Origin of the sequence: Streptomyces sp. NBC_00597, from assembly GCF_041431095.1 — a bacterium.
Lineage (GTDB): Bacteria > Actinomycetota > Actinomycetes > Streptomycetales > Streptomycetaceae > Streptomyces.
The window spans coordinates 2,014,774-2,035,204 of the sequence record NZ_CP107757.1; the positions used below are offsets into that span (position 1 = coordinate 2,014,774).

Annotated in this window: 21 protein-coding genes and 1 pseudogene; 6 read left to right on the forward strand and 16 right to left on the reverse strand. The window is 71.9% G+C overall.

Annotated features, from left to right (window positions below; genetic code table 11):
• The first annotated feature begins 126 nt into the window (after positions 1-126).
• Entirely contained in the window at positions 127-1,164 is a 1,038-nt protein-coding gene (locus OG974_RS08665) for a LacI family DNA-binding transcriptional regulator (protein WP_327282094.1), read from the forward strand.
• Positions 1,165-1,195: 31 nt separating this feature from the next.
• Here the strand turns inward: OG974_RS08665 and OG974_RS08670 are convergent, their stop codons facing one another.
• The gene (locus OG974_RS08670) at positions 1,196-1,390 is read right to left on the reverse strand and encodes a hypothetical protein (protein WP_327282095.1); all 195 of its coding nucleotides are present in this window, start codon (positions 1,388-1,390) and stop codon (positions 1,196-1,198) included.
• 199 nt (positions 1,391-1,589) lie between these two features.
• Between OG974_RS08670 and OG974_RS08675 the strand changes: the two genes are divergently transcribed.
• Complete coding sequence (locus OG974_RS08675) at positions 1,590-4,229, forward strand: hypothetical protein (RefSeq protein ID WP_371646053.1); 2,640 nt, start codon at positions 1,590-1,592, stop codon at positions 4,227-4,229.
• Between the two features lie 56 nt (positions 4,230-4,285).
• On the opposite strand, the gene OG974_RS08680 is transcribed toward OG974_RS08675, so the two are convergent.
• The 6 genes from OG974_RS08680 to OG974_RS08705 form a co-directional block, all read right to left on the reverse strand.
• Positions 4,286-5,584: an aldolase gene (locus tag OG974_RS08680; protein WP_327282097.1), complete on the reverse strand. Its 1,299-nt coding sequence runs from the start codon at positions 5,582-5,584 to the stop codon at positions 4,286-4,288.
• Between the two features lie 153 nt (positions 5,585-5,737).
• Positions 5,738-6,700 (reverse strand): electron transfer flavoprotein subunit alpha/FixB family protein, encoded by a 963-nt coding sequence (locus OG974_RS08685; RefSeq protein ID WP_328761889.1) that lies wholly within the window; start codon positions 6,698-6,700, stop codon positions 5,738-5,740.
• Between the two features lie 58 nt (positions 6,701-6,758).
• Positions 6,759-7,544 (reverse strand): electron transfer flavoprotein subunit beta/FixA family protein, encoded by a 786-nt coding sequence (locus tag OG974_RS08690; RefSeq protein WP_327282099.1) that lies wholly within the window; start codon positions 7,542-7,544, stop codon positions 6,759-6,761.
• A gap of 203 nt (positions 7,545-7,747) precedes the next feature.
• The gene (locus OG974_RS08695) at positions 7,748-8,287 is read right to left on the reverse strand and encodes a flavin reductase family protein (RefSeq protein ID WP_327282100.1); all 540 of its coding nucleotides are present in this window, start codon (positions 8,285-8,287) and stop codon (positions 7,748-7,750) included.
• A 71-nt stretch (positions 8,288-8,358) separates the two neighbouring features.
• The gene (locus OG974_RS08700; protein WP_371646056.1) at positions 8,359-8,541 is read right to left on the reverse strand and encodes a putative leader peptide; all 183 of its coding nucleotides are present in this window, start codon (positions 8,539-8,541) and stop codon (positions 8,359-8,361) included.
• Positions 8,538-8,924 (reverse strand): TlpA family protein disulfide reductase, encoded by a 387-nt coding sequence (locus OG974_RS08705; protein ID WP_371646765.1) that lies wholly within the window; start codon positions 8,922-8,924, stop codon positions 8,538-8,540. The genes OG974_RS08700 and OG974_RS08705 overlap by 4 nt, the downstream gene beginning before the upstream one ends.
• A gap of 278 nt (positions 8,925-9,202) precedes the next feature.
• Between OG974_RS08705 and OG974_RS08710 the strand changes: the two genes are divergently transcribed.
• A complete protein-coding gene (locus OG974_RS08710) occupies positions 9,203-9,925 on the forward strand; it encodes a lysophospholipid acyltransferase family protein (protein ID WP_327282101.1) in 723 nt (240 codons plus the stop codon).
• Positions 9,926-9,997: 72 nt separating this feature from the next.
• Here OG974_RS08710 and OG974_RS08715 read toward each other — a convergent pair whose 3' ends face one another.
• Both OG974_RS08715 and OG974_RS08720 read right to left on the reverse strand, forming a co-directional pair.
• The gene (locus OG974_RS08715) at positions 9,998-11,209 is read right to left on the reverse strand and encodes an alginate lyase family protein (protein WP_371646058.1); all 1,212 of its coding nucleotides are present in this window, start codon (positions 11,207-11,209) and stop codon (positions 9,998-10,000) included.
• A 136-nt stretch (positions 11,210-11,345) separates the two neighbouring features.
• Entirely contained in the window at positions 11,346-11,912 is a 567-nt protein-coding gene (locus OG974_RS08720) for a CGNR zinc finger domain-containing protein (RefSeq protein WP_327282107.1), read from the reverse strand.
• An 82-nt stretch (positions 11,913-11,994) separates the two neighbouring features.
• Between OG974_RS08720 and OG974_RS08725 the strand changes: the two genes are divergently transcribed.
• The gene (locus OG974_RS08725; protein WP_371646060.1) at positions 11,995-13,254 is read left to right on the forward strand and encodes an MFS transporter; all 1,260 of its coding nucleotides are present in this window, start codon (positions 11,995-11,997) and stop codon (positions 13,252-13,254) included.
• On the opposite strand, the gene OG974_RS08730 is transcribed toward OG974_RS08725, so the two are convergent.
• The 5 genes and pseudogenes from OG974_RS08730 to OG974_RS08750 form a co-directional block, all read right to left on the reverse strand.
• The gene (locus OG974_RS08730; protein ID WP_371646062.1) at positions 13,199-13,798 is read right to left on the reverse strand and encodes a transglutaminase family protein; all 600 of its coding nucleotides are present in this window, start codon (positions 13,796-13,798) and stop codon (positions 13,199-13,201) included. The two genes, OG974_RS08725 and OG974_RS08730, sit on opposite strands and share 56 nt — an antisense overlap.
• Before the next feature lie 87 nt (positions 13,799-13,885).
• Positions 13,886-14,947: a low specificity L-threonine aldolase gene (locus OG974_RS08735; protein ID WP_327282110.1), complete on the reverse strand. Its 1,062-nt coding sequence runs from the start codon at positions 14,945-14,947 to the stop codon at positions 13,886-13,888.
• Positions 14,944-15,708, reverse strand: coding sequence for an SDR family NAD(P)-dependent oxidoreductase (locus OG974_RS08740; RefSeq protein ID WP_327282111.1), 765 nt, complete (start codon positions 15,706-15,708; stop codon positions 14,944-14,946). Before OG974_RS08740 ends, OG974_RS08735 begins: the two co-directional genes overlap by 4 nt.
• A gap of 26 nt (positions 15,709-15,734) precedes the next feature.
• Entirely contained in the window at positions 15,735-17,141 is a 1,407-nt protein-coding gene (locus tag OG974_RS08745) for a DUF6421 family protein (protein WP_327282112.1), read from the reverse strand.
• A gap of 359 nt (positions 17,142-17,500) precedes the next feature.
• A pseudogene (locus tag OG974_RS08750) lies at positions 17,501-18,510 on the reverse strand (LLM class flavin-dependent oxidoreductase).
• On the opposite strand from OG974_RS08750, the gene OG974_RS08755 reads away from it, so the two are divergent.
• Entirely contained in the window at positions 18,407-18,943 is a 537-nt protein-coding gene (locus OG974_RS08755; RefSeq protein ID WP_371646767.1) for a hypothetical protein, read from the forward strand. The pseudogene OG974_RS08750 and the gene OG974_RS08755 sit on opposite strands and share 104 nt — an antisense overlap.
• A 59-nt stretch (positions 18,944-19,002) precedes the next feature.
• On the opposite strand, the gene OG974_RS08760 is transcribed toward OG974_RS08755, so the two are convergent.
• Positions 19,003-19,317 carry a 4a-hydroxytetrahydrobiopterin dehydratase gene (locus OG974_RS08760; protein ID WP_136211404.1) on the reverse strand — a complete coding sequence of 105 codons (315 nt, stop codon included), beginning with the start codon at positions 19,315-19,317 and terminating at the stop codon, positions 19,003-19,005.
• Between the two features lies 1 nt (position 19,318).
• Complete coding sequence (locus OG974_RS08765; protein WP_328761903.1) at positions 19,319-19,495, reverse strand: hypothetical protein; 177 nt, start codon at positions 19,493-19,495, stop codon at positions 19,319-19,321.
• A gap of 174 nt (positions 19,496-19,669) precedes the next feature.
• Between OG974_RS08765 and OG974_RS08770 the strand changes: the two genes are divergently transcribed.
• Positions 19,670-20,158: a hypothetical protein gene (locus tag OG974_RS08770; RefSeq protein WP_371646065.1), complete on the forward strand. Its 489-nt coding sequence runs from the start codon at positions 19,670-19,672 to the stop codon at positions 20,156-20,158.
• The last annotated feature ends 273 nt before the right edge of the window (positions 20,159-20,431 follow it).

The window sequence follows — 20,431 nt, forward strand, 5'->3', positions numbered from 1 at the left end:
TCCGGAGCCCCCAGTGGCTTGCCCGCATCACCCTGCCACGGAAACCCGCTCACGGAGCCAGTGCTTATCCTCAAGGTCAGAGCCGTGCCCCGACCGCGCCCCGCCATCTCCGGAGGTTTCCGTCCCGTGCCGCAGACCCGCCGCCCGTCCGACCCCCGCTACGGCAACCGGCCGACCATGAAGGACGTGGCGTCGCGTGCGGGCGTGGGTCTGAAGACGGTGTCACGGGTGGTCAACGGCGAAGCGGGGGTCACCCCGGACACGGTCCGGCGGGTCCAGGAGGCCATCGAGGCGCTCGGGTTCCGCCGCAACGACAGCGCACGCGTCCTGCGCAAGGGCCGAACGGCCACCGTGGGGCTGGTCCTGGAGGACCTCGCGGACCCCTTCTACGGGCCGCTGAACCGGGCGGTGGAGGAAGTGGCCCGGGCCCACGGAGCGCTGCTGATCAACGGCTCCAGCGCCGAGGACCCGGACCGGGAGCGGGAGTTGGCGCTGGCGCTGTGCGCGCGCCGGGTGGACGGGCTGATCGTGATCCCGGCGGGGGACGACCACCGCTACCTGGAGCCGGAGATCCGCGCCGGTGTGGCCACGGTGTTCGTGGACCGCCCGGCGGGCCGGATCGACGCGGACGTGGTGCTGTCGGACAGCTCTGGCGGGGCCCGCGCCGGGGTGGCGCACCTGATCGCAGGCGGCCACCGCCGCATCGGCTTCATCGGGGACCACCCGCGCATCCACACGGCGACGGAGCGACTGCGGGGCTACCGCGCGGCGATGGCGGACGCGGGCCTGCCGGTGGCGCAGCCCTGGATCTCCCTCGGCTCGACGTCCCCGGAGCGCGTCGGCGAGGCGGCCCGGGCGATGGTGACGGGGCCAGACCCCGTCACGGCGGTCTTCGCGGGGAACAACCGGGTGACGGTGACCGTGGTGCGGGTCCTGGCCGAGCACCCGCTGCCCGTGGCCCTGGTCGGCTTCGACGACTTCGAGCTGGCCGACCTGCTGCGCCCCGGGGTGACGGTGGTCGCCCAGGACGCGGCGGCCCTGGGCCGGGTGGCCACGGACCGCCTCTTCCAACGGCTCGCGGGCGCCTCCCTCGACCCGGCCCGGATCGAACTCCCGACCCGGTTGATCCCCCGCGGCTCGGGCGAACTCCCGCCGGCCGTCTGAGACCCGCCGGCCGGAGCGCGCCGGCTGCGGATCAGCGGATCAGCCCCCGCAGTACGGGCACGGCCCCGCCGGCGGCGGTGAGCCCGGCGAGGACGGACAGGGCGACGGGGACACCGCCCATGAAGCTCAGCGCGCCGACGCCGCACCCGATGAGCAGGGCGATGACGAGCACGACGGCGGTGTGCAGGGACAGGAACGGCTGCTGCGTTTCACCTGGTGTGGTCATGGCTCGATGTAACCCCCGCCGGGGCGGGCGGCAGGCACGTACGGAACGCATCCGATCCGCGCAGATCGCACCGGAAACCCCTTGAACGACAAGCGTGTTCGGCGGAACGCGGCGACCGTTCCCAAGTGTTCGGGAAAGTTCGGGACCGTTCCGCCCCCGGCGTTCTAACCTGGGCGGCCACGCATGGCCGAGGGGGGACATGGGGGACATGGAGCCGCAGCCGCGCGGCACGTTCGAGGAGGGACTCGCCGCGCTCGCCGGTGACCTGACGCGGTTGCGGATCGGGCGGGGCAGGCCCTCGTACCGCGATCTAAAAGCCCGCGCGGCCGGTTCCGGTACCGGGATCCAACTGCCGGTGGCGACCCAGAGCGATGCGTTCAACGGCAAACGGCTCGTCGGGCAGAACACCCTCATGGCGCTGATCCGGATCCTGCTGTCGTACGACGAGTACGGCCACGAGACCGCGGTCCCCTCCCACAACGCCCCCGAACTCGCCGTCTGGCGGCGGCGCTGGCAGGAACTGGCCGCGCTCCAGCATCCCGTGCACGTGCGTGCCCGCGCGGCTCGCGCGGCCGGTCCGGCGGAGGCCGCCCCCACGGGCCAGGAGGCGGTCCGCGAGGCCCCGGTGGAACGGACCGCCGGGCCCCACGACCCTGCCGGAGCCGACGAAGCCGCCGGTTCCCGCGCCGACACCTGGTTCGACAGCGTCTTCGGTACCCACGCCCCCGCCGGTTCCGCCGGCCCGGCCGAACAGTCCCGAACGCCCTGGCATCCCGAACCGGCCTCCCGGCCCACGCCCGAACCGACCCCGGAACCGCGTCCCGATCCCGGGCCCTTTCACGAACCAACTCCCGGACCGGCCCCCGAACCGGCTTCCGGAACCGGGTACGGACCGACTCCGGGAACCGAGTACGGCCCGACTCCCGGGACCGGGTACGGCCCGGCTCCCGGGACCGGACACGGCCCCGCTCCCGCGCCGGCCGCCGGGCCCGCCCCGTACGCCCTCCGGCACCGCCTCGTCGGGCACCTCGCCCCCGTCCGGAACGTGGTCTTCTCCCCCGACGGAAGGCTGCTGGCCTCCGCGGGCGGCGACTCGGTCCAGCTGTGGGACACCTCGACGGGCGTCGCCACCATCACCCCCTTCACCGCGACGCACCCCCTCGCGTTCACTCCCGAAGGCAGGCTGCTGGCGACGGACTCCAGGGACCCGTCGCTGCTCCACCACATCGACCCCGGGACCGGCCGGCCCGACGGTCCACCGCTGTTCGGCCACGGGTCCCCGATCACCGGCATCACCTGCGCGCCGACCGGCGAGATGGCCGCCACCCTCGAACTCGGCGGCGCCGTCCGGCTCTGCGACCTGTCCGTCGGCCGCCGCCCGGTCCTCGTCACGCACGGCGGCGGCAAGGACCCCATCGACGCGGTGACCTTCGCCCGGGACGGCCGCCTCCTGGCCGCCGCCCGCAGCTCACGGGTCTGGGACCTGCTCGGCGGGAGCGCCGCCGGAGCGCCCCGCACCGCCGAGGCCGGCGCTCCGGAGGCGGTCGCCCTGTCCGGAGACGGACTGCTGCTCGCCCTCGGCTACCGCGACGGCCTGGTGGCCCTGCACGCGCCGGCCGGAGGCCGCGAGACGCGCACCTTTTCGTGCCCCACCGGCCCGGTCGGCGCCCTGGCCTTCTCGCCCGACGGCCGCCTCCTCGCCACCGGCACCCCCTGGGCCGTCCACCTGTGGGACACGGCCAGCGGCCTGGCCGTCGGACCGCCGCTGACCGACCACGCCGGCGGCATCGAGGACATCGCCTTCTCGGTGACGGGCCGGCTGCTCGCCACCGCGTCCTACGACGAGACGGTCCTGGTGTACGAACGGGCCGGCGCCCCCCGCCCGACGCCGCTGGCAGCCCAAGCCCTGGCCGTCGCCCTGCGGGAACGGCAGCCGGTCCGGCTGCCGGCCGTACCGGCCGAAGCCCCTCTCGTGCGGGTGGCCTTCTCCCCCGACGGCCGCCTCCTCGCGGCGACCACCGCCGAGCGCACGGCCCGGTTGTGGGACCCGGTGACCGGGCGGCCCCTCGACGTGGCTCCGGCGAGGCTCCCCCTCGTGCCCTCGTGCCTGGCGTTCTCGCCCGACGGCAGCGTGCTGGCGACGGCGGCCGCCGACCGGACCGTGTACCTGCACGATCTGGCGACCGGCGCGGTCCTCCGGGAGCTGCCGACCGGCCACCGCGCCCCGCTGAAACGGATCGCGTTCTCCCCCGACAGGCGGCTGCTCGCCACGGCGAGCGCGGACGGCACCCTGGAGCTCTGGAACCCGGTCACCGGCAGGCGTTCCGGCGAACCCCTCGACGCCGGCACCGGCGAGGCCGCCGCCCTCGCGTTCGCCCCGGACGGGCACCTCCTGGCCTGCTCGGGCGCGGACGGCCGGGTGCGGCTGTGGGATCCCGCCGCGCGGCTGTTCCTCGGCACCCTGCCGGGCGACTGCGGGGGCGCGGTGTGGTCGGCGGCGTTCTCGCCGGACGGGGCCGTGCTGGCCATGGCGGGCGACGACGGCACCGTACGGCTGTGGGCTCCGAAGGGCGACCGGCCGGTCGGCGCCGCACCGCTGAGCGGCCACGCCTCGGCGGTGTACGACGTGGCGTTCTCGCCGGACGGGCGGCTGCTGGCTTCGGCCGGCGAGGACGCCGCCGTGCTGTTGTGGGATCCCGCGACCGGCCGGCGGGTCGGTGACCCGCTGTCCGGTCACCGCGACGCGGTCAACGCCGTTGCCTTCTCCCCCGACGGCAGCCTGCTCGTCACGGCCGGCCGGGACGCGGTCCTGAACCGGTGGATCGTCGGACCCGTCTGAACGCCGCGGGGCCCGGCCGGGTGCGTACCGGCCGGGCCCCCGTGCGGTGGGACGGGTCAGGCGGTCGCCGTCAGCGTCGCCGAGCGGCGCGGGATCGCGAAGGCGTCCAGCTCGGCGCGGGTCAGGCCGGTCAGGGCGGTGACCTCGTCCGTGCCGACCGCGCCGCAGTCCAGGCCGCGGACCAGGTAGCCGGCCAGGGCCTTGGCCGTGGCCGGCTCGTCCATCACGTCGCCCTCGATCTTCGCGACGTACGCCTTGAGCCGCGCGGCGGCGGCTTCGAGGCCCTCGCGGTAGAAGGTGAAGACCGCCGCGTAGCGGGTCGGGAGGTGGCCGGGGTGCATGTCCCAGCCCTGGTAGTAGGCACGGGCCAGGGCCCGGCGGGTGAGGCCGTAGTGCAGCTTCCAGGCCTCGTGGACCTGCTCGGTGGTGCCGACCGGCTTGACGTTGGTCGAGCCGTCGGAGACGCGTACGCCCGTGCCGGCGGCCGCGACCTGCATGATCGCCTTGGCGTGGTCGGCGGCCGGGTGGTCGCTGGACTGGTAGGCGGCGGAGACTCCGACGCAGGCGCTGTAGTCGAAGGTGCCGTAGTGCAGGCCGGTGGCGCGGCCCTTGGAGGCCTCGATCATCCGGGCGACGGTCGCGGTGCCGTCGGAGGCGAGGATCGACTGGCTGGTCTCGATCTGGATCTCGAAGCCGATCCGGCCCGGCCGCAGGCCGCGGGTGGTCTCGAAGGCCTCCAGCAGCTTGACGAAGGCGCTGACCTGCTCCGCGTACGTGACCTTCGGGAGGGTGAGGACCAGCCCGTCGGGCAGGCCGCCGTGCTCCAGCAGCCCGGACAGGAAGACGTCGGTGGTGCGGATGCCGCGGTCGCGGACGTTGGACTCCATGCACTTCATGCGGACGCCCATGTACGGGGCGTTCGTGCCGTTCGCGAAGGCTTCGGAGACGAGGCGGGCGGCGCGGGCGGCCGCCTGGTCCTCCTCCTCGTCGGAGCGGACCCCGAAGCCGTCCTCGAAGTCGACGCGGAGGTCCTCGATGGGCTCGCGCTCCAGCTTGGCGCGGACGCGGTCGTAGACGGGCCCTGCGAGCTCGTCGGAGATGCCGAGGACCTTGGCGAAGGTGGCGGCGTCCGGTGCGTGCTCGTCGAGGGCCGCGAGGGCCTGGTCGCCCCAGGAGCGGATGGTGTCGGCCGCGAAGACGTCGCCGGGGACGTAGACGGTGTGAACGGGCTGGCGGGTGCCGGGGTCGCCCGGGTAGTGGCGCGCGAGCTCCGCGTCCACCGGCGCGAGGGAGGCGCTGATGCCCTCGCTGACCGCGCCTGCGAGGCTCTTCGCCACCTTCTCCTGCTGACCCATCGTGCACTCTCCTCTTTTTCCGCTTCACGGAAGCTTAGATCCGCATAGCAGAATTTAATGAGGGCTCTTTGTCTAGTCAATGGTTGCAGGAAACAGCTCGGGGCCGCGTGGTGAGTGTCACCACGCGGCCCCGAGTCACAGCATCGACGCAGGTCAGCCCTTGCGGGCCTGGATCTCCTCGGTCAGCTGCGGGACGACCGCGAAGAGGTCGCCGACCACGCCGTAGTCGACGAGGTCGAAGATCGGGGCCTCGGCGTCCTTGTTGATGGCCACGATGGTCTTCGAGGTCTGCATGCCGGCCCGGTGCTGGATCGCGCCCGAGATGCCGGAGGCGATGTACAGCTGCGGGGAGACCGACTTGCCGGTCTGGCCGACCTGGTTGGAGTGCGGGTACCAGCCGGCGTCGACCGCGGCGCGCGAGGCACCGACGGCCGCACCGAGGGAGTCCGCGAGCGCCTCGATGATGTGGAAGTTCTCGGCGCCGTTGACACCGCGGCCGCCGGAGACGACGATCGCGGCCTCGGTCAGCTCGGGACGGCCGGTCGACTCGCGCGGGGTGCGGGAGACGACCTTGGTGCCGGTGGCCAGGGCGCCGAAGGTGACGGCGAGCGCCTCGACGGCGCCGGCGGCCGGGGCGGCCTCGACCGGAGCCGAGTTCGGCTTGACGGTGATGACCGGAGTGCCCTTGGAGACACGGGACTTGGTGGTGAAGGACGCGGCGAACGCGGCCTGCGTCGCGACCGGACCCTCGTCACCCACCTCCAGGTCGACGGCGTCGGTGATGATGCCGGAGCCGATGCGGACCGCCAGGCGGGCGGCGATCTCCTTGCCCTCGGCAGAGGACGGGACGAGCACGGCGGCCGGGGAAACGGCCTCGTACGCGGCCTGGAGCGCGTCCACCTTCGGCACGACGAGGTAGTCGGCGAACTCGGGGGCGTCGGCGGTGAGGACCTTGACGGCACCGTGCTCGGCGAGCACGGCGGCGGTGGCCTCGGCACCGGCGCCGAGGGCGACGGCGACGGGCTCGCCGATGCGGCGGGCCAGCGTCAGCAGCTCAAGGGTGGGCTTGCGGACGGCGCCGTCCACGTGGTCGACGTAGACGAGAACTTCAGCCATGGGACTGCTCTCCTGCGATTGCGAAGTATCTGGGGGCTAACAGGGGTGACCGAAGTCCTTAGATGAACTTCTGGCCGGCCAGGAACTCGGCCAGCTGCTTGCCGCCCTCGCCCTCGTCCTTGACGATCGTGCCGGCGGTGCGGGCCGGGCGCTGCGCCGCGGAGTCGACCGCGGTCCAGGAGCCTTCGAGGCCGACCTCGTCGGACTCGATCTCCAGCTCCTCCAGGTCCCAGGACTCCACCGGCTTCTTCTTGGCGGCCATGATGCCCTTGAAGGAGGGATAGCGGGCCTCGCCCGACTGGTCCGTCACGGAGACGAGCGCCGGGAGGGAAGCCTCCAGCTGCTCGCTCGCGGAGTCGCCGTCGCGGCGGCCCGTGACGGTGCCGTCCTCGATCTTGACCTCGGAGAGCAGGGTGACCTGCGGGACGCCCAGGCGCTCGGCCAGGATCGCCGGGAGCACGCCCATGGTGCCGTCGGTCGAGGCCATGCCGGTGATGACCAGGTCGTAGCCGGCCTTCTCGATCGCCTTGGCGAGCACCAGCGAGGTGCCCATGACGTCGCTGCCGTGCAGGTCGTCGTCCTCGACGTGGATGGCCTTGTCGGCACCCATGGACAGCGCCTTGCGCAGCGCGTCCTTGGCGTCTTCGGGGCCCACCGTCAGGACGGTAATCTCGGCGTCGTCGGCGTCTTCGGCGATCTGCAGCGCCTGCTCGACGGCGTACTCGTCGAGCTCCGACAGCAGACCGTCGACGTCGTCGCGGTCGACCGTCAGGTCATCGGCGAAGTGCCGGTCGCCGGTGGCGTCGGGCACGTACTTCACACAGACAACGATCCTCAGGCTCACGCCGGCTCTCCTACCGCATCGTCTTTTTTCTGATACCGCCTTGTGCAGGCAGCATAGGCGCCTTGTCGGGCGGATCCCGGTCGGGGCGGCCCGCGCTCCGAAGGGAATGTTACTCGTCAGTACACCGTGGGTGCCCCACGGTTGCAAGGCCGCTGAACTGTGATCTGTCCAACGCCACCCGAACCCGCCCCAGCAGGGACGATTCAGTCGCGCAACGCGTTGAAGCGACCCTGGTGGTACAGCAGCGGCCGGCCTTCCCCGGCCGGGTCCCCGACCACGGCCTCCGCGATGATCACCCGGTGCTCCCCGGCCGGCACCCGCGCCACGACCCGGCACACCAGCCACGCCAGAACGCCGTCCAGCACCGGAACGCCGTACGGGCCCGTCGCCCAGTCCGTACCGGAGCCGAACCGGTCGGCCCCGCTGCGGGCGAACAGCCCCGCGAGTTCCTTCTGGTGCTCGCCGAGTATGTGGACGCCGAGGTGCTCGGAGTCGCGTATGACGGGCCAGCTGGAGGCTCCCGTGGCGATGGTGAAGGACAGCAGCGGGGGGTCGGCGGAGACCGAGTTGAGGGAGGTCGCGGTGAACCCGACCGGCCGGCCGCCGTCCCCGGCGGTGATCACGGCCACGCCGGCCGCATGCCGGCGGAAGGCGGAGCGGAGGAGGTCGGGCGAGCCGGGCTGGCCGGAGGTGGAGCGTGCGGGCTGGGCCGTCGGGGCCGTCGTCGCCGGCGGGGCTGTCATCGGGGAGCTTCCTTCTGCCGCGGAGGCGGCGGGCACGGGCGCGGTGGGATCGGGTCGGGAGCCGGGGTCGTTCAGTGGCCCCGACAACGTGCGCTCGCGTAGCGGACGAGGTCCACGTGGACCCGCCCGTAAAGCAGGAGTTCATACCGCATGCCGCCAGCCTGGCGATCTCCCGTGTACACAGTCAAGCCGCATCGGGCAGATGCGAGGCGCGTCACTCTGCGTGCGGGCGCGCGTACCGGCGCGCCCGTCATATTGCGGCACCCAACGCGGCGATCACATCGGCCTTGCGCGGCATGCCCACGGCGCGCCGGACGATCCGCCCCCCGGCGTCCAGAACGAGCACGGTCGGGGTCTTCTCGATGCCCAGGGCCCGCACCAGCTCAAGGCGGGCTTCAGCGTCGATCTCGATGTGCTCGACGCCCTCGACCATGTCCGCCACCTCGGCGAGGATCCGCCGGGTGGCCCGGCAGGGCTGGCAGAACGCGCTGGAGAACTGCACCAGGCTGGCCCGGTCCCCGGGTTCGGCGCCCAGTTCCGCCGCGCCGAGCCGCGTACCGTCCGGTCGGCCGGCCCCCGTCCGACCGGACTCCGGCCCTACCTGGCCCGCTCCGCGCCCGTCCTCGTCCCCGCGCACCCCTGCTCCCGTCGCCACCTGCCGGTCCGCCTGCACCGGACGGTCGTCCGCCGCCCCGGCGGACCTCGTTCCCGCATCATTGAAGTACGTTCGTACGGTGATCCGAGCGCCCCGGACACGCGCCGCATTCCCTGCGTGACGAGAATCTCCCCGGGCACGGTCGTCTGGGCTGGCCAGCAGCCCGTGTTTGGGGCACGATCCCCAAGGGCCGCGTACCTACGCTGCCGTAACTTCCAGCCGGGAGCACCTCCCCAGGCAGAAAGCGGGGTCTCCCCCTCATGGCTGAGCTCATCTACCCTCCGGTGATCGGCGCCGCCCACACCCTTTTCCGGGCGCTGGACATCCGCATCGATATGAAGGGCACGGAGAACATCCCGCGCAAGGGCGGGGCGGTTCTCGTGTCGAACCACATCGGCTACCTCGACTTCATCTTCGCCGGCCTGACGGCGCGGCCCCAGAAGCGCCTGGTCCGCTTCATGGCGAAGGAGTCCGTGTTCCGCCACAAGGTGTCCGGCCCGCTGATGCGCGCGATGAAGCACATCCCGGTGGACCGCAAGCAGGGCGAGACGGCCTACCAGCACGCTCTCGACTCACTGCGCGCCGGCGAGATCATCGGCGTGTTCCCGGAGGCGACGATCTCCCAGTCGTTCACCCTCAAGAGCTTCAAGTCGGGTGCCGCGCGCATGGCCCAGGAGGCCGGCGTCCCGCTGATCCCGGTGGCCCTGTGGGGCACCCAGCGGCTGTGGACCAAGGGCCGCCCGAAGGACCTCAAGCGCAGCCACATCCCCGTGACGATGCGGGTCGGCGAGCCCATCGAGGCCCCGACCGACCAGTACGCCGGGGCGATCACCCGCCGCCTGCGCGAGCGGGTGCAGGAGCTGCTGGAGGCGGCCCAGCGCGCCTACCCGGCCGCCCCCAAGGGTCCCGAGGACTCGTGGTGGCTCCCGGCGCACCTGGGCGGCACCGCGCCGACGGCCGCCCAGGTCAAGGAAGCGGGCTGATCCGCCGCCACCGGGTCGGGTGATCGTTCGGCCCCGCTGTTCACGGCGGGGCCGCAGCGGTGCGCTCGGCCGTCAGTTCGGGTTCTCGGCGTGGGTGAGCGTCTCCCACGCCTCGAAATGGTTTTCGGTACCCGCGGGGCGCCGCCCCTCGGTGAGCTCGCGGGTCTTCTCCATGCCGACGCCCAGCCGCGTGTGCAGGGCGTTGTAGCCGACTTCGGTCGCCGGGCCGATGCCCTTGTGCAGGCTCCCGCCGCACAGCCACGACGGCACCGGCGCGCCGAGTTCGTACCCGGCGTGGAAGCCCAGTGCCTGCCGGAAGCGGTCCTTGAACTCCGGGTAGAGGTCGCGCCCTTGGATCCGCGAGGTCTCGGCGACGTGCATGGTCGCGGCGATCGCCATGCCGGTGTGGCCGAAGTCCCGGCAGGTCTCCTGCGCGAGGCCGTTCACGAACGTGTCCTGGCCGTGCCAGTAGTCGATCAGCTCGTTCTTGGTGTCGATGGAGGAGCGCGGCGGGTACTTCGGCTGCGGGCCGTCGGAGGCCAGGTAGAAGTACGCGGGGACCCGGCCGAGGTAGATCGCCATCGCCTTGTCGTAGGCGGCGCGGTCGTCGAGGTCGACGGAGATTCCGACGGCGGCGTCCATCATGATCAGTTCCCAGTTGCCGTTGCTGTTCGGCTTCCCGTCCACGACTTCCGGCAGGTAGACGTCGCGCAGCATGGTGGCGAAGCGCCCCTGGCCGGGCCAACCCCCGGTGTACGTGTGCTTGATGATCTCGGCGGCGCGCGGCCAGGTGGATCCCGCCCAGCCGCTCTGCAGCGGGGCGTTGCTGTTGGTGTGGTCCTTGATCTTCGCCGACCAGGCGTCCATCAGCTCGATCGACTTCTTCGCGTACCTGGCGTCGCGGGTGATGTACCAGGCGAGGGCGTCGCCGTACGCGGCGATGGCGTCCTCGCGTTCGTCGGAGCAGCCGATGTCCGGGTTCGAGTACGAACCGCACTCGACGACGGCGCGCGGTTTGGGCGTGCGCGACAGCGAGCTGTACGGGCTGGCGAGCATGGCGTCGAACGCCGCCTTCCACGGCTGCTGCCCCGCCTGAACCTTCGTGCGCACGAAGTCCAGTTGGGCGCGGCTGTTCAGCACCCCTGGATGGGCGAACTGCGCGGGGGCCGCGGCAGGGGCGGGGGCCGGCCGTGGGGGGCCGGCGTGGGCGGCGGGGGCGAGGGTCAGGGCCGCGGCCAATCCGAGTGCGAGGGCGGCCGGCCCCGCGGGGACTCCGTAACGCATAAAGCGCCTTCCGGTCGGAGGTGGGGGGAACGGGGAATTCCTGCCGCCGAAAGTACCCATGAGCATGCCAAGTTGACCTTATCCGACAGGAAACTTTCCTATTCTCGTTTTGGCGTCTGGGCGAACGCGGCGCCCGCTACGTCCGCTCGGCCGCCTGCGCCCGCTTGCGCCTGCGGTGTGCGGCGACCCGCGCGCGCGTGGCGCAACTCGGGGTGCAGTAGCGCCGGGCACTGCCGGGCCCGGTACCGAGGAAGAACCGCCCGCAGCCCTCGGCGGCGCAGGCGCCCCATGCGATCCGCCCGCACTCGGTGAGCAGCCGGGACAGCTCCAACGCCCCGGAAGCCAGGAACCACCCGCCCCACCCGGCACCCTCCCCCCGGTCCACGTGCAGGTGCCAGCGGTGGCCGTCGTGCCTGGTCAGCCGAGGTGGGGCCGCGTACTGCGCGAACAGCTCGTTGAGGGCTTCGACGGCGCGGTCCTCGTCGGTTTCGGCGAGGACCGCTCCCATCCGCCGCGCAGCGGCCCGCAGTTCGGCCGCGCCCTGCTCGGTGAAGGCCCGCCCCGTGAGGGCGGCCGGATGCTCCCCGTGCCGCGCCAGGAGCGCCACGAGCTCGGCTCGTGGGAGGTCGGGGTCCGTCCGTACCGCCTCGGCGAGCTCGATCAACCGCGAGCCCGCCGCGAACCCCTGCGCGGAATCGGCCATCCCGAAATCCTTTCGCCCTACACCCATATGACGTAACGTCTTTCAGCGCTATCACGTTACGTGTCGCGAGGGGGTTCCGGGGATGCACGGGTTCGGGCGATACCTGGCAGCAGCACTGGCCGCACGGTTCGCCTCGGAGGGCATGAGCCTCGCGGTGGTCCTGCTGGCCCTGGAGCGCACGGGGAGCGCCGCGTACGGGGCGTTCGTCCTGACCGCCTGGCTGGCGCCACACGTCCTGGCGGCCCCGCTCGCCGGTGCGGCCGCAGCCCGCACCGGCCGGCCGCGGCTGTTCCACGTGGTCGCGCTGACCGGGTTCACCTGCGCGGTGGCGGCGCTGGCCGTGCTGCTGGGCCGGGCCCCGGCGCCCGTGGTGGTGGCGGTGGCCCTGCTGGGCGGCAGCTGCGGGCCGATGGTGACGGGCGGCATGTCCAGCCTGGTCGCCGGCCTGGTCCCGGCGGGGGCCGGGCGGGACCGGGCGTACGCATGGGACGCCTCCACCTACAACGCCGCCGCGGTCACCGCCCCGGCGGTGGTGGGCCTGGCCGCCGCACTGGGCTCGGCCGCGCCCGCGATGGCTGCGCTGGCGCTGGCCGGCACGCTCGCGGCGGTACTGGCCGCGACCCTCCCGTACACGACCCGGCAGCCGGACCCGACGGCGCGGCCGGGTGCCGAACCGGGGGCTCCCGCTGCGGCCGGCCTGGGTGCCGGACTGGCGGCCCTGTGGCGGATCCGGGAGCTGCGGGCGATCACCTCGGCCACGACGCTGGCCTTCGTCGGCATCGGCACGCTCACCACCACCTCCGTGCTGCTGGCGTCCCGGCTCGGCAGCCCGGGCGGCGGGGGCGTGTTGATGACGGCGTTCGCGGTGGGCGCGCTGGCGGGCTCCCTGACGCTGGGCCGGATCACGTCCGTGGAGCCGGGCCGGCTGGCGCGCCGGGCCATGGCGGGGACCGGGGCCGCCCTGGCGGCGGCCGTTTTCGCCCCGTCCGTGGCCGTCGCGGCGGTGCTCTTCGCCGCCGCCGGCGTGTGCGACGGACCGCTGCTGACGGCCACCCTCCGGATCCGCTCGGAGTACGCCCCCGACGCCGTACGGACCCAGGTGTTCACCCTCGGGGCGGGACTCAAGCTGACCGCCGCGTCGGTCGGTGCCGCGCTCGTGGGCTTCGCGGCCTCGGCGCCGCCGCAGGCGCTACTGGCCGGGATCTCCACGCTGATCCTGGCGTCGGCCCTGCTGCACGCACTGGTGGCCCGCCACGGTGCGGCGCCGACCGGTGCCGCCGCCGCGACTACAGGGCCGTCGGAAGGTTCCGCCACAGCTCCAGCCGGTCGGCGGACTTCTTGAGGGCCGCGAGCGCGGCCGGGTGCGGGGCGGCGTACAGCTCGGGGTAGTCGACCTCCCCCAGCTCGGGGCGTACGGGGAAGGCGAGCCGCTCGGCATCCAGGGCGAACTGCGCGTCCACTCCGGGCTTGTTGCCGCGTGCGTCCTGGCGGGCCCAGTCCACGGCGCCGGGCAGCCGGAGGGCGATCAGCCCGTGGACGGCGGGGTTCGAGCCATCGTCGTCGGCGAGCCGCTGGTAGCAGAGACCGGCCGGGATGCCCTTGGCCCGCAACAGGGCGACCAGGGCATGGGACTTGGCGTAGCAGATCCCGTTGCGCGTGCCCAGCACGTCGGAGGCGCGCCAGGAGACGCGGAGGTCTCCGGAGTCGCCGGAGTGCGGGATGGCGTCGCGGACGAACTCGAAGGCAACCTTGGCGTATGAATATGCGCCTGCGGTCGCGACCCAGAGGGCGTCTGCGGTTTCCCGTACGAGCGGGTGATCGTGGTCGATGACCTCGTCCGCCGCCAAATAGGCATGAATGTCTGGGCTTTGCGGGATCAGCTGCATGGCCCGGAGCATAGGCATACCTCCGACCGCAGATCAATGGATTTGCGGTCGGAGGTATATATATTCAGCCCTGAGGGGGTGACGTCCTTAGCGGGACATCTCCTCCTTCAACGCCTGGAGGAAGCCGTCCACGTCCTCCTCCTGGGTGTCGAAGCCGCACATCCAGCGCACGTGGCCGGCGACCTCGTCCCAGAAGTAGAAGCGGTATCGCTTCTGCAGCCGCCGCGACACCTCGTGCGGCAGCTTCGCGAACACCGCGTTCGCCTGCACCGGGTAGAGGATCTCCACCCCGTCGGTCTCGCGCACGCCGGCCGCGAGCCGCTGCGCCATCGCGTTGGCGTGCTGCGCGTTGCGCAGCCACAGGTCCTTGGCGAGCAGCGCCTCCAGCTGCACCGACACGAACCGCATCTTGGACGCGAGCTGCATCGACATCTTGCGGATGTGCTTCATCTGCCGGACCGCGTCCGGGTTGACGACCACCACGGCCTCGCCGAACATCATGCCGTTCTTGGTGCCGCCGTACGACAGCACGTCCACGCCCACCGTGTTGGTGAACGTGCGCATCGGCACGTCGAGCGAGGCCGCGGCGTTGGCTATCCGGGCCCCGTCGAGGTGGACCTTCATGCCGTGGCCGTGCGCGTGCTCGCAGATCGCCCGGATCTCGTCCGGCGTGTAGACCGTGCCGAGCTCGGTGTTCTGGGTGATCGAGACGACCTGCGGCATCGCCCGGTGCTCGTCCTCCCAGCCCCAGGCCTGCCGGTCGATGAGCTCGGGGGTGAGCTTGCCGTCCGGGGTGGCGACGGTGAGCAGCTTGAGCCCGGCCATCCGCTCCGGCGCGCCGCCCTCGTCGACGTTGATGTGCGCCGACTCGGCACAGATCACCGCACCCCAGCGGTCCGTCAGGGCCTGGAGGGCCGTGACGTTCGCGCCGGTGCCGTTGAAGACCGGGAAGGCCTCCGCGTACGGGCCGAAGTGGCTGCGGATGATCTTCTGCAGGTTTTCGGTGTACTCGTCCTCGCCGTAGGCGACCTGGTGGCCGCCGTTGGCCAGGGCGAGGGCTTCCAGGATCTCTGGATGGACCCCCGCGTAGTTGTCGCTCGCGAATCCGCGTACCGCCGGGTCGTGGTGGCGGCGGGCATCGGTTTTCACGGTTGCGGAGTGAGCCACAGACGCTGTCCGTTCACATCGATGGCGGGCCGCTCCCACACGCCGGCGATGGCCTCGGCCAGCTCCTTGACGTCGGTGAAGCCCGCGAACTTCGCATTGGGGCGCTCGGCGCGCATGGCGTCGTGCACCAGTGCCTTGATCACCAGGATCGCAGCAGCGGCGCCCGGGCCCTCCTCGCCCCCCGCCTTGCGGAAGGAGTCGGCGAGGGAGAGCGTCCAGGCCTCGGCGGCCGCCTTGCCCGCGTTGTACGCGGCGTTGTTGGCGACCGGCTTGTGCGCACCGGACTGGCTGATCAGGACGTAGCGGCCGCGGTCACTGCGCAGCAGCCCGTCGTGGAAGGCGAGCGACGTGTGCTGGACGGTGCGGATCAGGAGCTTCTCCAGGAAGTCCCAGTCCGCGAGGTCCACGTCGGTGAAGGTCTTGCTGCCGCGCCAGCCGCCCACGAGGTGGACGAGCCCGTCCACGCGGCCGAACTCCTTCTCGGTCCGCTCGGCCCAGGCCTTGGTGGCCTCCAGGTCGAGCAGGTCCACGGTGTCCCCGGTGACGGTGGCACCGCCGTGGGCGTAGCGGGCCGCGTCCACCGACTCCGCGAGGCGGGACGCGTCGGCGTCGGCGGCCACGACGACGGCACCGGCCTCGGCGAGGCGGAGCAGAGCGGCACGGCCGGCGGGGCCGCCGGCCCCTGCCACCGCGACGACGGCTCCTTGGAGATTGCCGTTCCCGGACTTCGCAGCGCTGTTCATCTGTGCAGCCTCCTGTGGGCGAGCGCTCACGCGGCGACCCGCTCGACCGAATCGGCGTTCACTGCAGTGATGCCCTTCGTGGAGGCGATCACTCCCTTGAGCTTCTTGGCGAGCGCCTCATAGAACATGCTCAGCGGAAACTCGTCGGGAAGCACGTCGTCGACGAGCTTGCGCGGCGGCTGCGTCAGGTCGAGCGCGTCGGGGCCCTTGGCCCACTTGGAGCCCGGGTGGGGGGCGAGGTAGGTGGAGACGAGCTCGTACGCCTTGAACCAGTGGACGAGCTTCGGGCGGTCGATGCCGGCCCGGTAGAGGTCCTCGATGTCGGCGCACAGCTGGTTGGTGACCTGCGGGGCGCGCATCCAGTCGATCTTCAGCTTGTTGTCCGTCCAGCGCACGACGTCGTGCTTGTGGAGGTACGCGAAGAGCAGCTGGCCGCCGAGACCGTCGTAGTTGCGGTTGCGGTCGCCGGAGACCGGGAAGCGGAACATCCGGTCGAAGAGGACGGCGTACTGGACGTCGCGGCCGTGCTCGTTGCCCTCGGACTCCAGCTTCACGGCCTCCTTGAAGGCGGTGAGGTCGCAGCGCAGCTCCTCCAGGCCGTACATCCAGAACGGCTGGCGCTGCTTGATCATGAAGGGGTCGAACGGCAGGTCGCCGTGGCTGTGGGTGCGGTCATGGACCATGTCCCACAGGACGAAGGCCTTCTCGCAGCGCTCCTGGTCCTCGACCATGCGGGCGATGTCCTCGGGCAGCTCGATGCCCAGGATGTCGACGGCGGCCTCGGTGACCTTGCGGTAGCGGGCGGCCTCGCGGTCGCAGAAGATGCCGCCCCAGGTGAAGCGCTCGGGCGCCTCGCGGACGGCGATGGTCTCCGGGAAGAGCACGGCGGAGTGCGTGTCGTAGCCCGGGGTGAAGTCCTCGAAGGTGATGCCGAGGAAGAGCGGGTTGTCGTACCGGGTGCGCTCCAGCTCGGAGAGCCACTCGGGCCACACCATCTTCAGGACGACGGCCTCGAAGTTGCGGTCGAGGTTGCCGTTCTGCGTGTACATGGGGAAGACGACCAGGTGCTGGAGCCCGTCGGCGCGCCCGGCGGCCGGGTGGAAGGCCAGCAGGGAGTCGAGGAAGTCCGGCACCTTGAAGCCGTCCGCGACCCACTTGCGCAGGTCGGAGACGAGCGCGCGGTGGTAGGCCTCGGCGTGCGGCAGCAGCGGCGACAGCACCTCGATCGCGCCGATGGCACGTTCCACGGCGGCCTCGACGACGGCCGGGGCGGGGGCGTCCGCGGCCTCGACGTCGATGGAGCCGTCCTTGGCCTGCCAGGGGCGGATCTCCTCCACGGCGGCCTTGAGCTCGGGCCACGCCGGGTGGTCGACCACCCGCGCACCGGCGGTTATCACCGCACCGCCAGAACCCGGCACAAGAATTTCCGTCATGTCACTTCCTCCACAGGAGAACCTCGCGTCATCACAGCGTATGCATGCAAGCCTGTCCCGCTCAAGAGGGTGTTCGGGAAATTATCCTGCGTGACCCCCATAGACGCCGTAATTCTTCCCGCCGCCCATCGTTCGATCGACTACTTCGTCCCTTTCGTCGAGTTCTCCGCCGATGGCGGGGAGCCGTCCCGCGGCCCACAAGACCGGCCGGGCGTGGCCGGATTGCGTCCGCGGCCCGCCGCCGCGGTGCGGACCGCGACCCCGGCCCACCGGGGCGGCCGCACACCCGCGGGACGGGCGGGTGACGTCCGTCACGTCGACGCCCGCCCCCGCCCCGCTCCGCCCGGACGGCGCCCCCCTCAGGCCGTGCGGAAGTGCGGGATGACCTTCTCGCCCCACTGCCGCAAGGTCTCCAGACAGGCTTCCTGCGGCACGGTGCCCATCTGGATCAGGCACATGATCTCGTCCGCCCCCGCATCCTTGAGCCGCTGCACGTACGCGATGGCGGCGTCCGCGCTCCCGTACGCGTGGTCGGCCCGGAACGTGGCCGTCGACGTCGGCTGCACCGGGATGTCCTGCTCGTGCAGCCGCCACCACCTGCTCGGCCGCCCGACGCATCTGCGCCGCCTCGTCGGCGCCGGCGACCACGGCCTCGTCCGGGATGCCGGCGCCGCCGTACCAGTGGCCGATGGACTGGGCGAAGAACCGCTGACCCCGGACGCCGATCCGGCGCGCCTCGGCCGGATCGGCGAGGACGATGGTCGGGCAGAGCACCGAGAAGTGGTCGTTGACCGCGGTGGAGACGAAGCGGTCGCCGTCGCGGGCGGTGAGCGCCCCGCCGTAGACCGCCCTCATCGCGCCGATGGACTCGGGCCCGGCGAAGCCCGTCACCAGGGCCCCGACACCCAGCTCCGCGGCCTGGACCAGGGTCTCGGCACGGCTGCACGCCAGGAACAGCGGCGGGTGCGGGGTCTGCCGCGGCCCCGGCAGGATCGGGTGCGGGTCGATGTCGATCAGCTCGCCGTGGTACTCCAGCTCCTCCTCCTGCCAGGCCTTGCGGATGATCCGCAGGGCCTCCTCCACCTCCTGGGCGGTGCGCTCCCGGTCGACCCCGCACAGGGGAGGTCTCCTGCTCGGTGCCGCCGCGCCCGGCGCCCAGGTCCAGGCGGCCCCCTGAGAGCAGGTCGAGCATGGCGGCCCGCTCGGCGACGCGGACCGGGTGGTTGAAGTTGAAGGGCATGCAGACCACGCCGTGGCCGATGCGCATGGTGTGCGTCCGGGCCGCGACCCAGGTCAGGAAGACCTCGGGCCACGTTACGGCGCAGTCGAATGCGGGTGTCGCGGGTCGGATCACGCTGGTGCGGATCATCCTCCGCGAGGACATCACGTGGTCGAACATTTGGATTGGTCTGTCGGGGATCGATGCAGCTGCGGTCCTGTCGAACTGTTACCTCGGCGTGTACTCCAGCGCGGGCGCCCTGCTGGGGACGACGGCGGACATCTCGTCGTCGCTGATGACGGGCGCGGTCGCCAAGCCTCTAGCGCTGGTGACGCCGTTCTCGGCGCCGGCAGGCACCTACTTCATCGCCATGCTCTTGGGTGGGACCTGGGCCACCGACTCCCTGCCTTTCAAGGCGAGCGGCGCCGGGGTCAGTGTGAACGCGGGCCTCGCCGCGCCGAACCTGCGCTACAGCAACATGCTGACGGCGCAGACGTCGCTGCCGGCCTCGCCGACTCTGTCGGGCCAGTCGACGAGCGTCACCAGCACCGGCTGGGCCAGCCAGCGGTACGGGGTCTCCTGACAACGCAACGCCCCCTCTCGGCCTCAGGGCCGGGAGGGGGCGATTTCATCCGTCTCAGGTCAGTCCAGCGGGAGGGCCTGGTGCGCGGCCACGATCGCATCGATGCGGTGCGCCAGGTCGAAGTCGGCCCGGGTCAGCCGGTTCCCGGCATCGTGCGTGGTGATCGACGCGCGCAGGTGGTCGATGCGGAGGTCGAGATCCGCGTGGTGCTGAATCCGCCGCGACCGGTCCGCGATCGTAACGATCGCCGCAACCGCCGCGTGATACCGAATCGGATACGTGCGGGTGATCACGTCGCCGTCCTGCTCCCATCCGGGCAGGCCAGCCAGGTGTTCGGCGATTTCCTCATGCGTCATCGGCTTGGGCACGCCCATGTCAGTTCCCCTCCGTGACAGGCGCCAGGATCTCAGCAAGGTCCCGGCCTACGGGGGCATCGTGCCATGGCCGCATGGCCCGCTCCAGCGTGGCCAGTTCACGGGCCATCCGTACCGACCGGGTCTCCACCGCGATCTCCGCGGCGGCCCGTCCGATCTCCAACGCCTGGTCCGGCATCGCACCATCGGAACCTCATCGAGGAGACACCATGCCGTGCAAAGCTCAGCCCGGAGAACCCGCGCCGCCGCCTTGCGACGCCACGGGCCCCGTCGCACCGCCTGGAACCACCCTCACCGCAATCCGCCCCTGACTGCCCGGGGCCTCCTAACCGACCAGGCGTTCACGGGCCTGGTGGCGACGGTCCTGGACAACAACCCGGGGATGGCCGAAGCGTTGGCCAAGCAGATCGTCACCGAGGGAGTTTCGTTCATCGCCACGTGCGCCGCCAACCCGGAGAAGCGGCTCGCTCCGTCCCCGGTCGTGGATGAGGGCTGGCACGCTGCCATCCTCCACACCAAGCTGTACAGCGAGCTGTGCACGCGGCTTGGCGGGTTCGTCCACCACTTCCCCGAGCGGCCGAACAATCCGCATGGATTCCGCCCGGACGTCATCGAGTACACCCTCGACACCATGCGCGCGACCGGGTACGAGCCAGATGTCGAGCTCTGGGCGGGACCGTCGGAGACCACGGTCACCGTCGGGGGAAGACGTGGCACACCCCGATGCCCGGCGGCTGCGGGCCGATCAACCCTGGCGGGTGCGCGACGCACGGCGGGGGCGACGGGGAGTAGTAGGTTCGGCGAACACCGACGGAGAGGGCGAGGACATGACTCCCAGTGAGGCTCACGAGCTGCACGCCGCCATGAGGCAGTACGGAATCTGTGGGGCTGTGATCCCGGCGGCCCCGGACAACCTTGACGGAGCGTGGCTGGTGGTCGACGAGGACGGTCGGAACGTTACGGCCGCAGTCCGAGCCCGAGTATCCGCGGCGCAAGGCAGGCAGCCCGAGCGGGGTTTCGTGGTCGCGCGCTGACGCTGAGGTAGCCCCGGCCGGAGCAGTCCACTTCGATCATCAACACGGGCTGGGCGTCGCAGTGGTACGGCGTCTCCTGA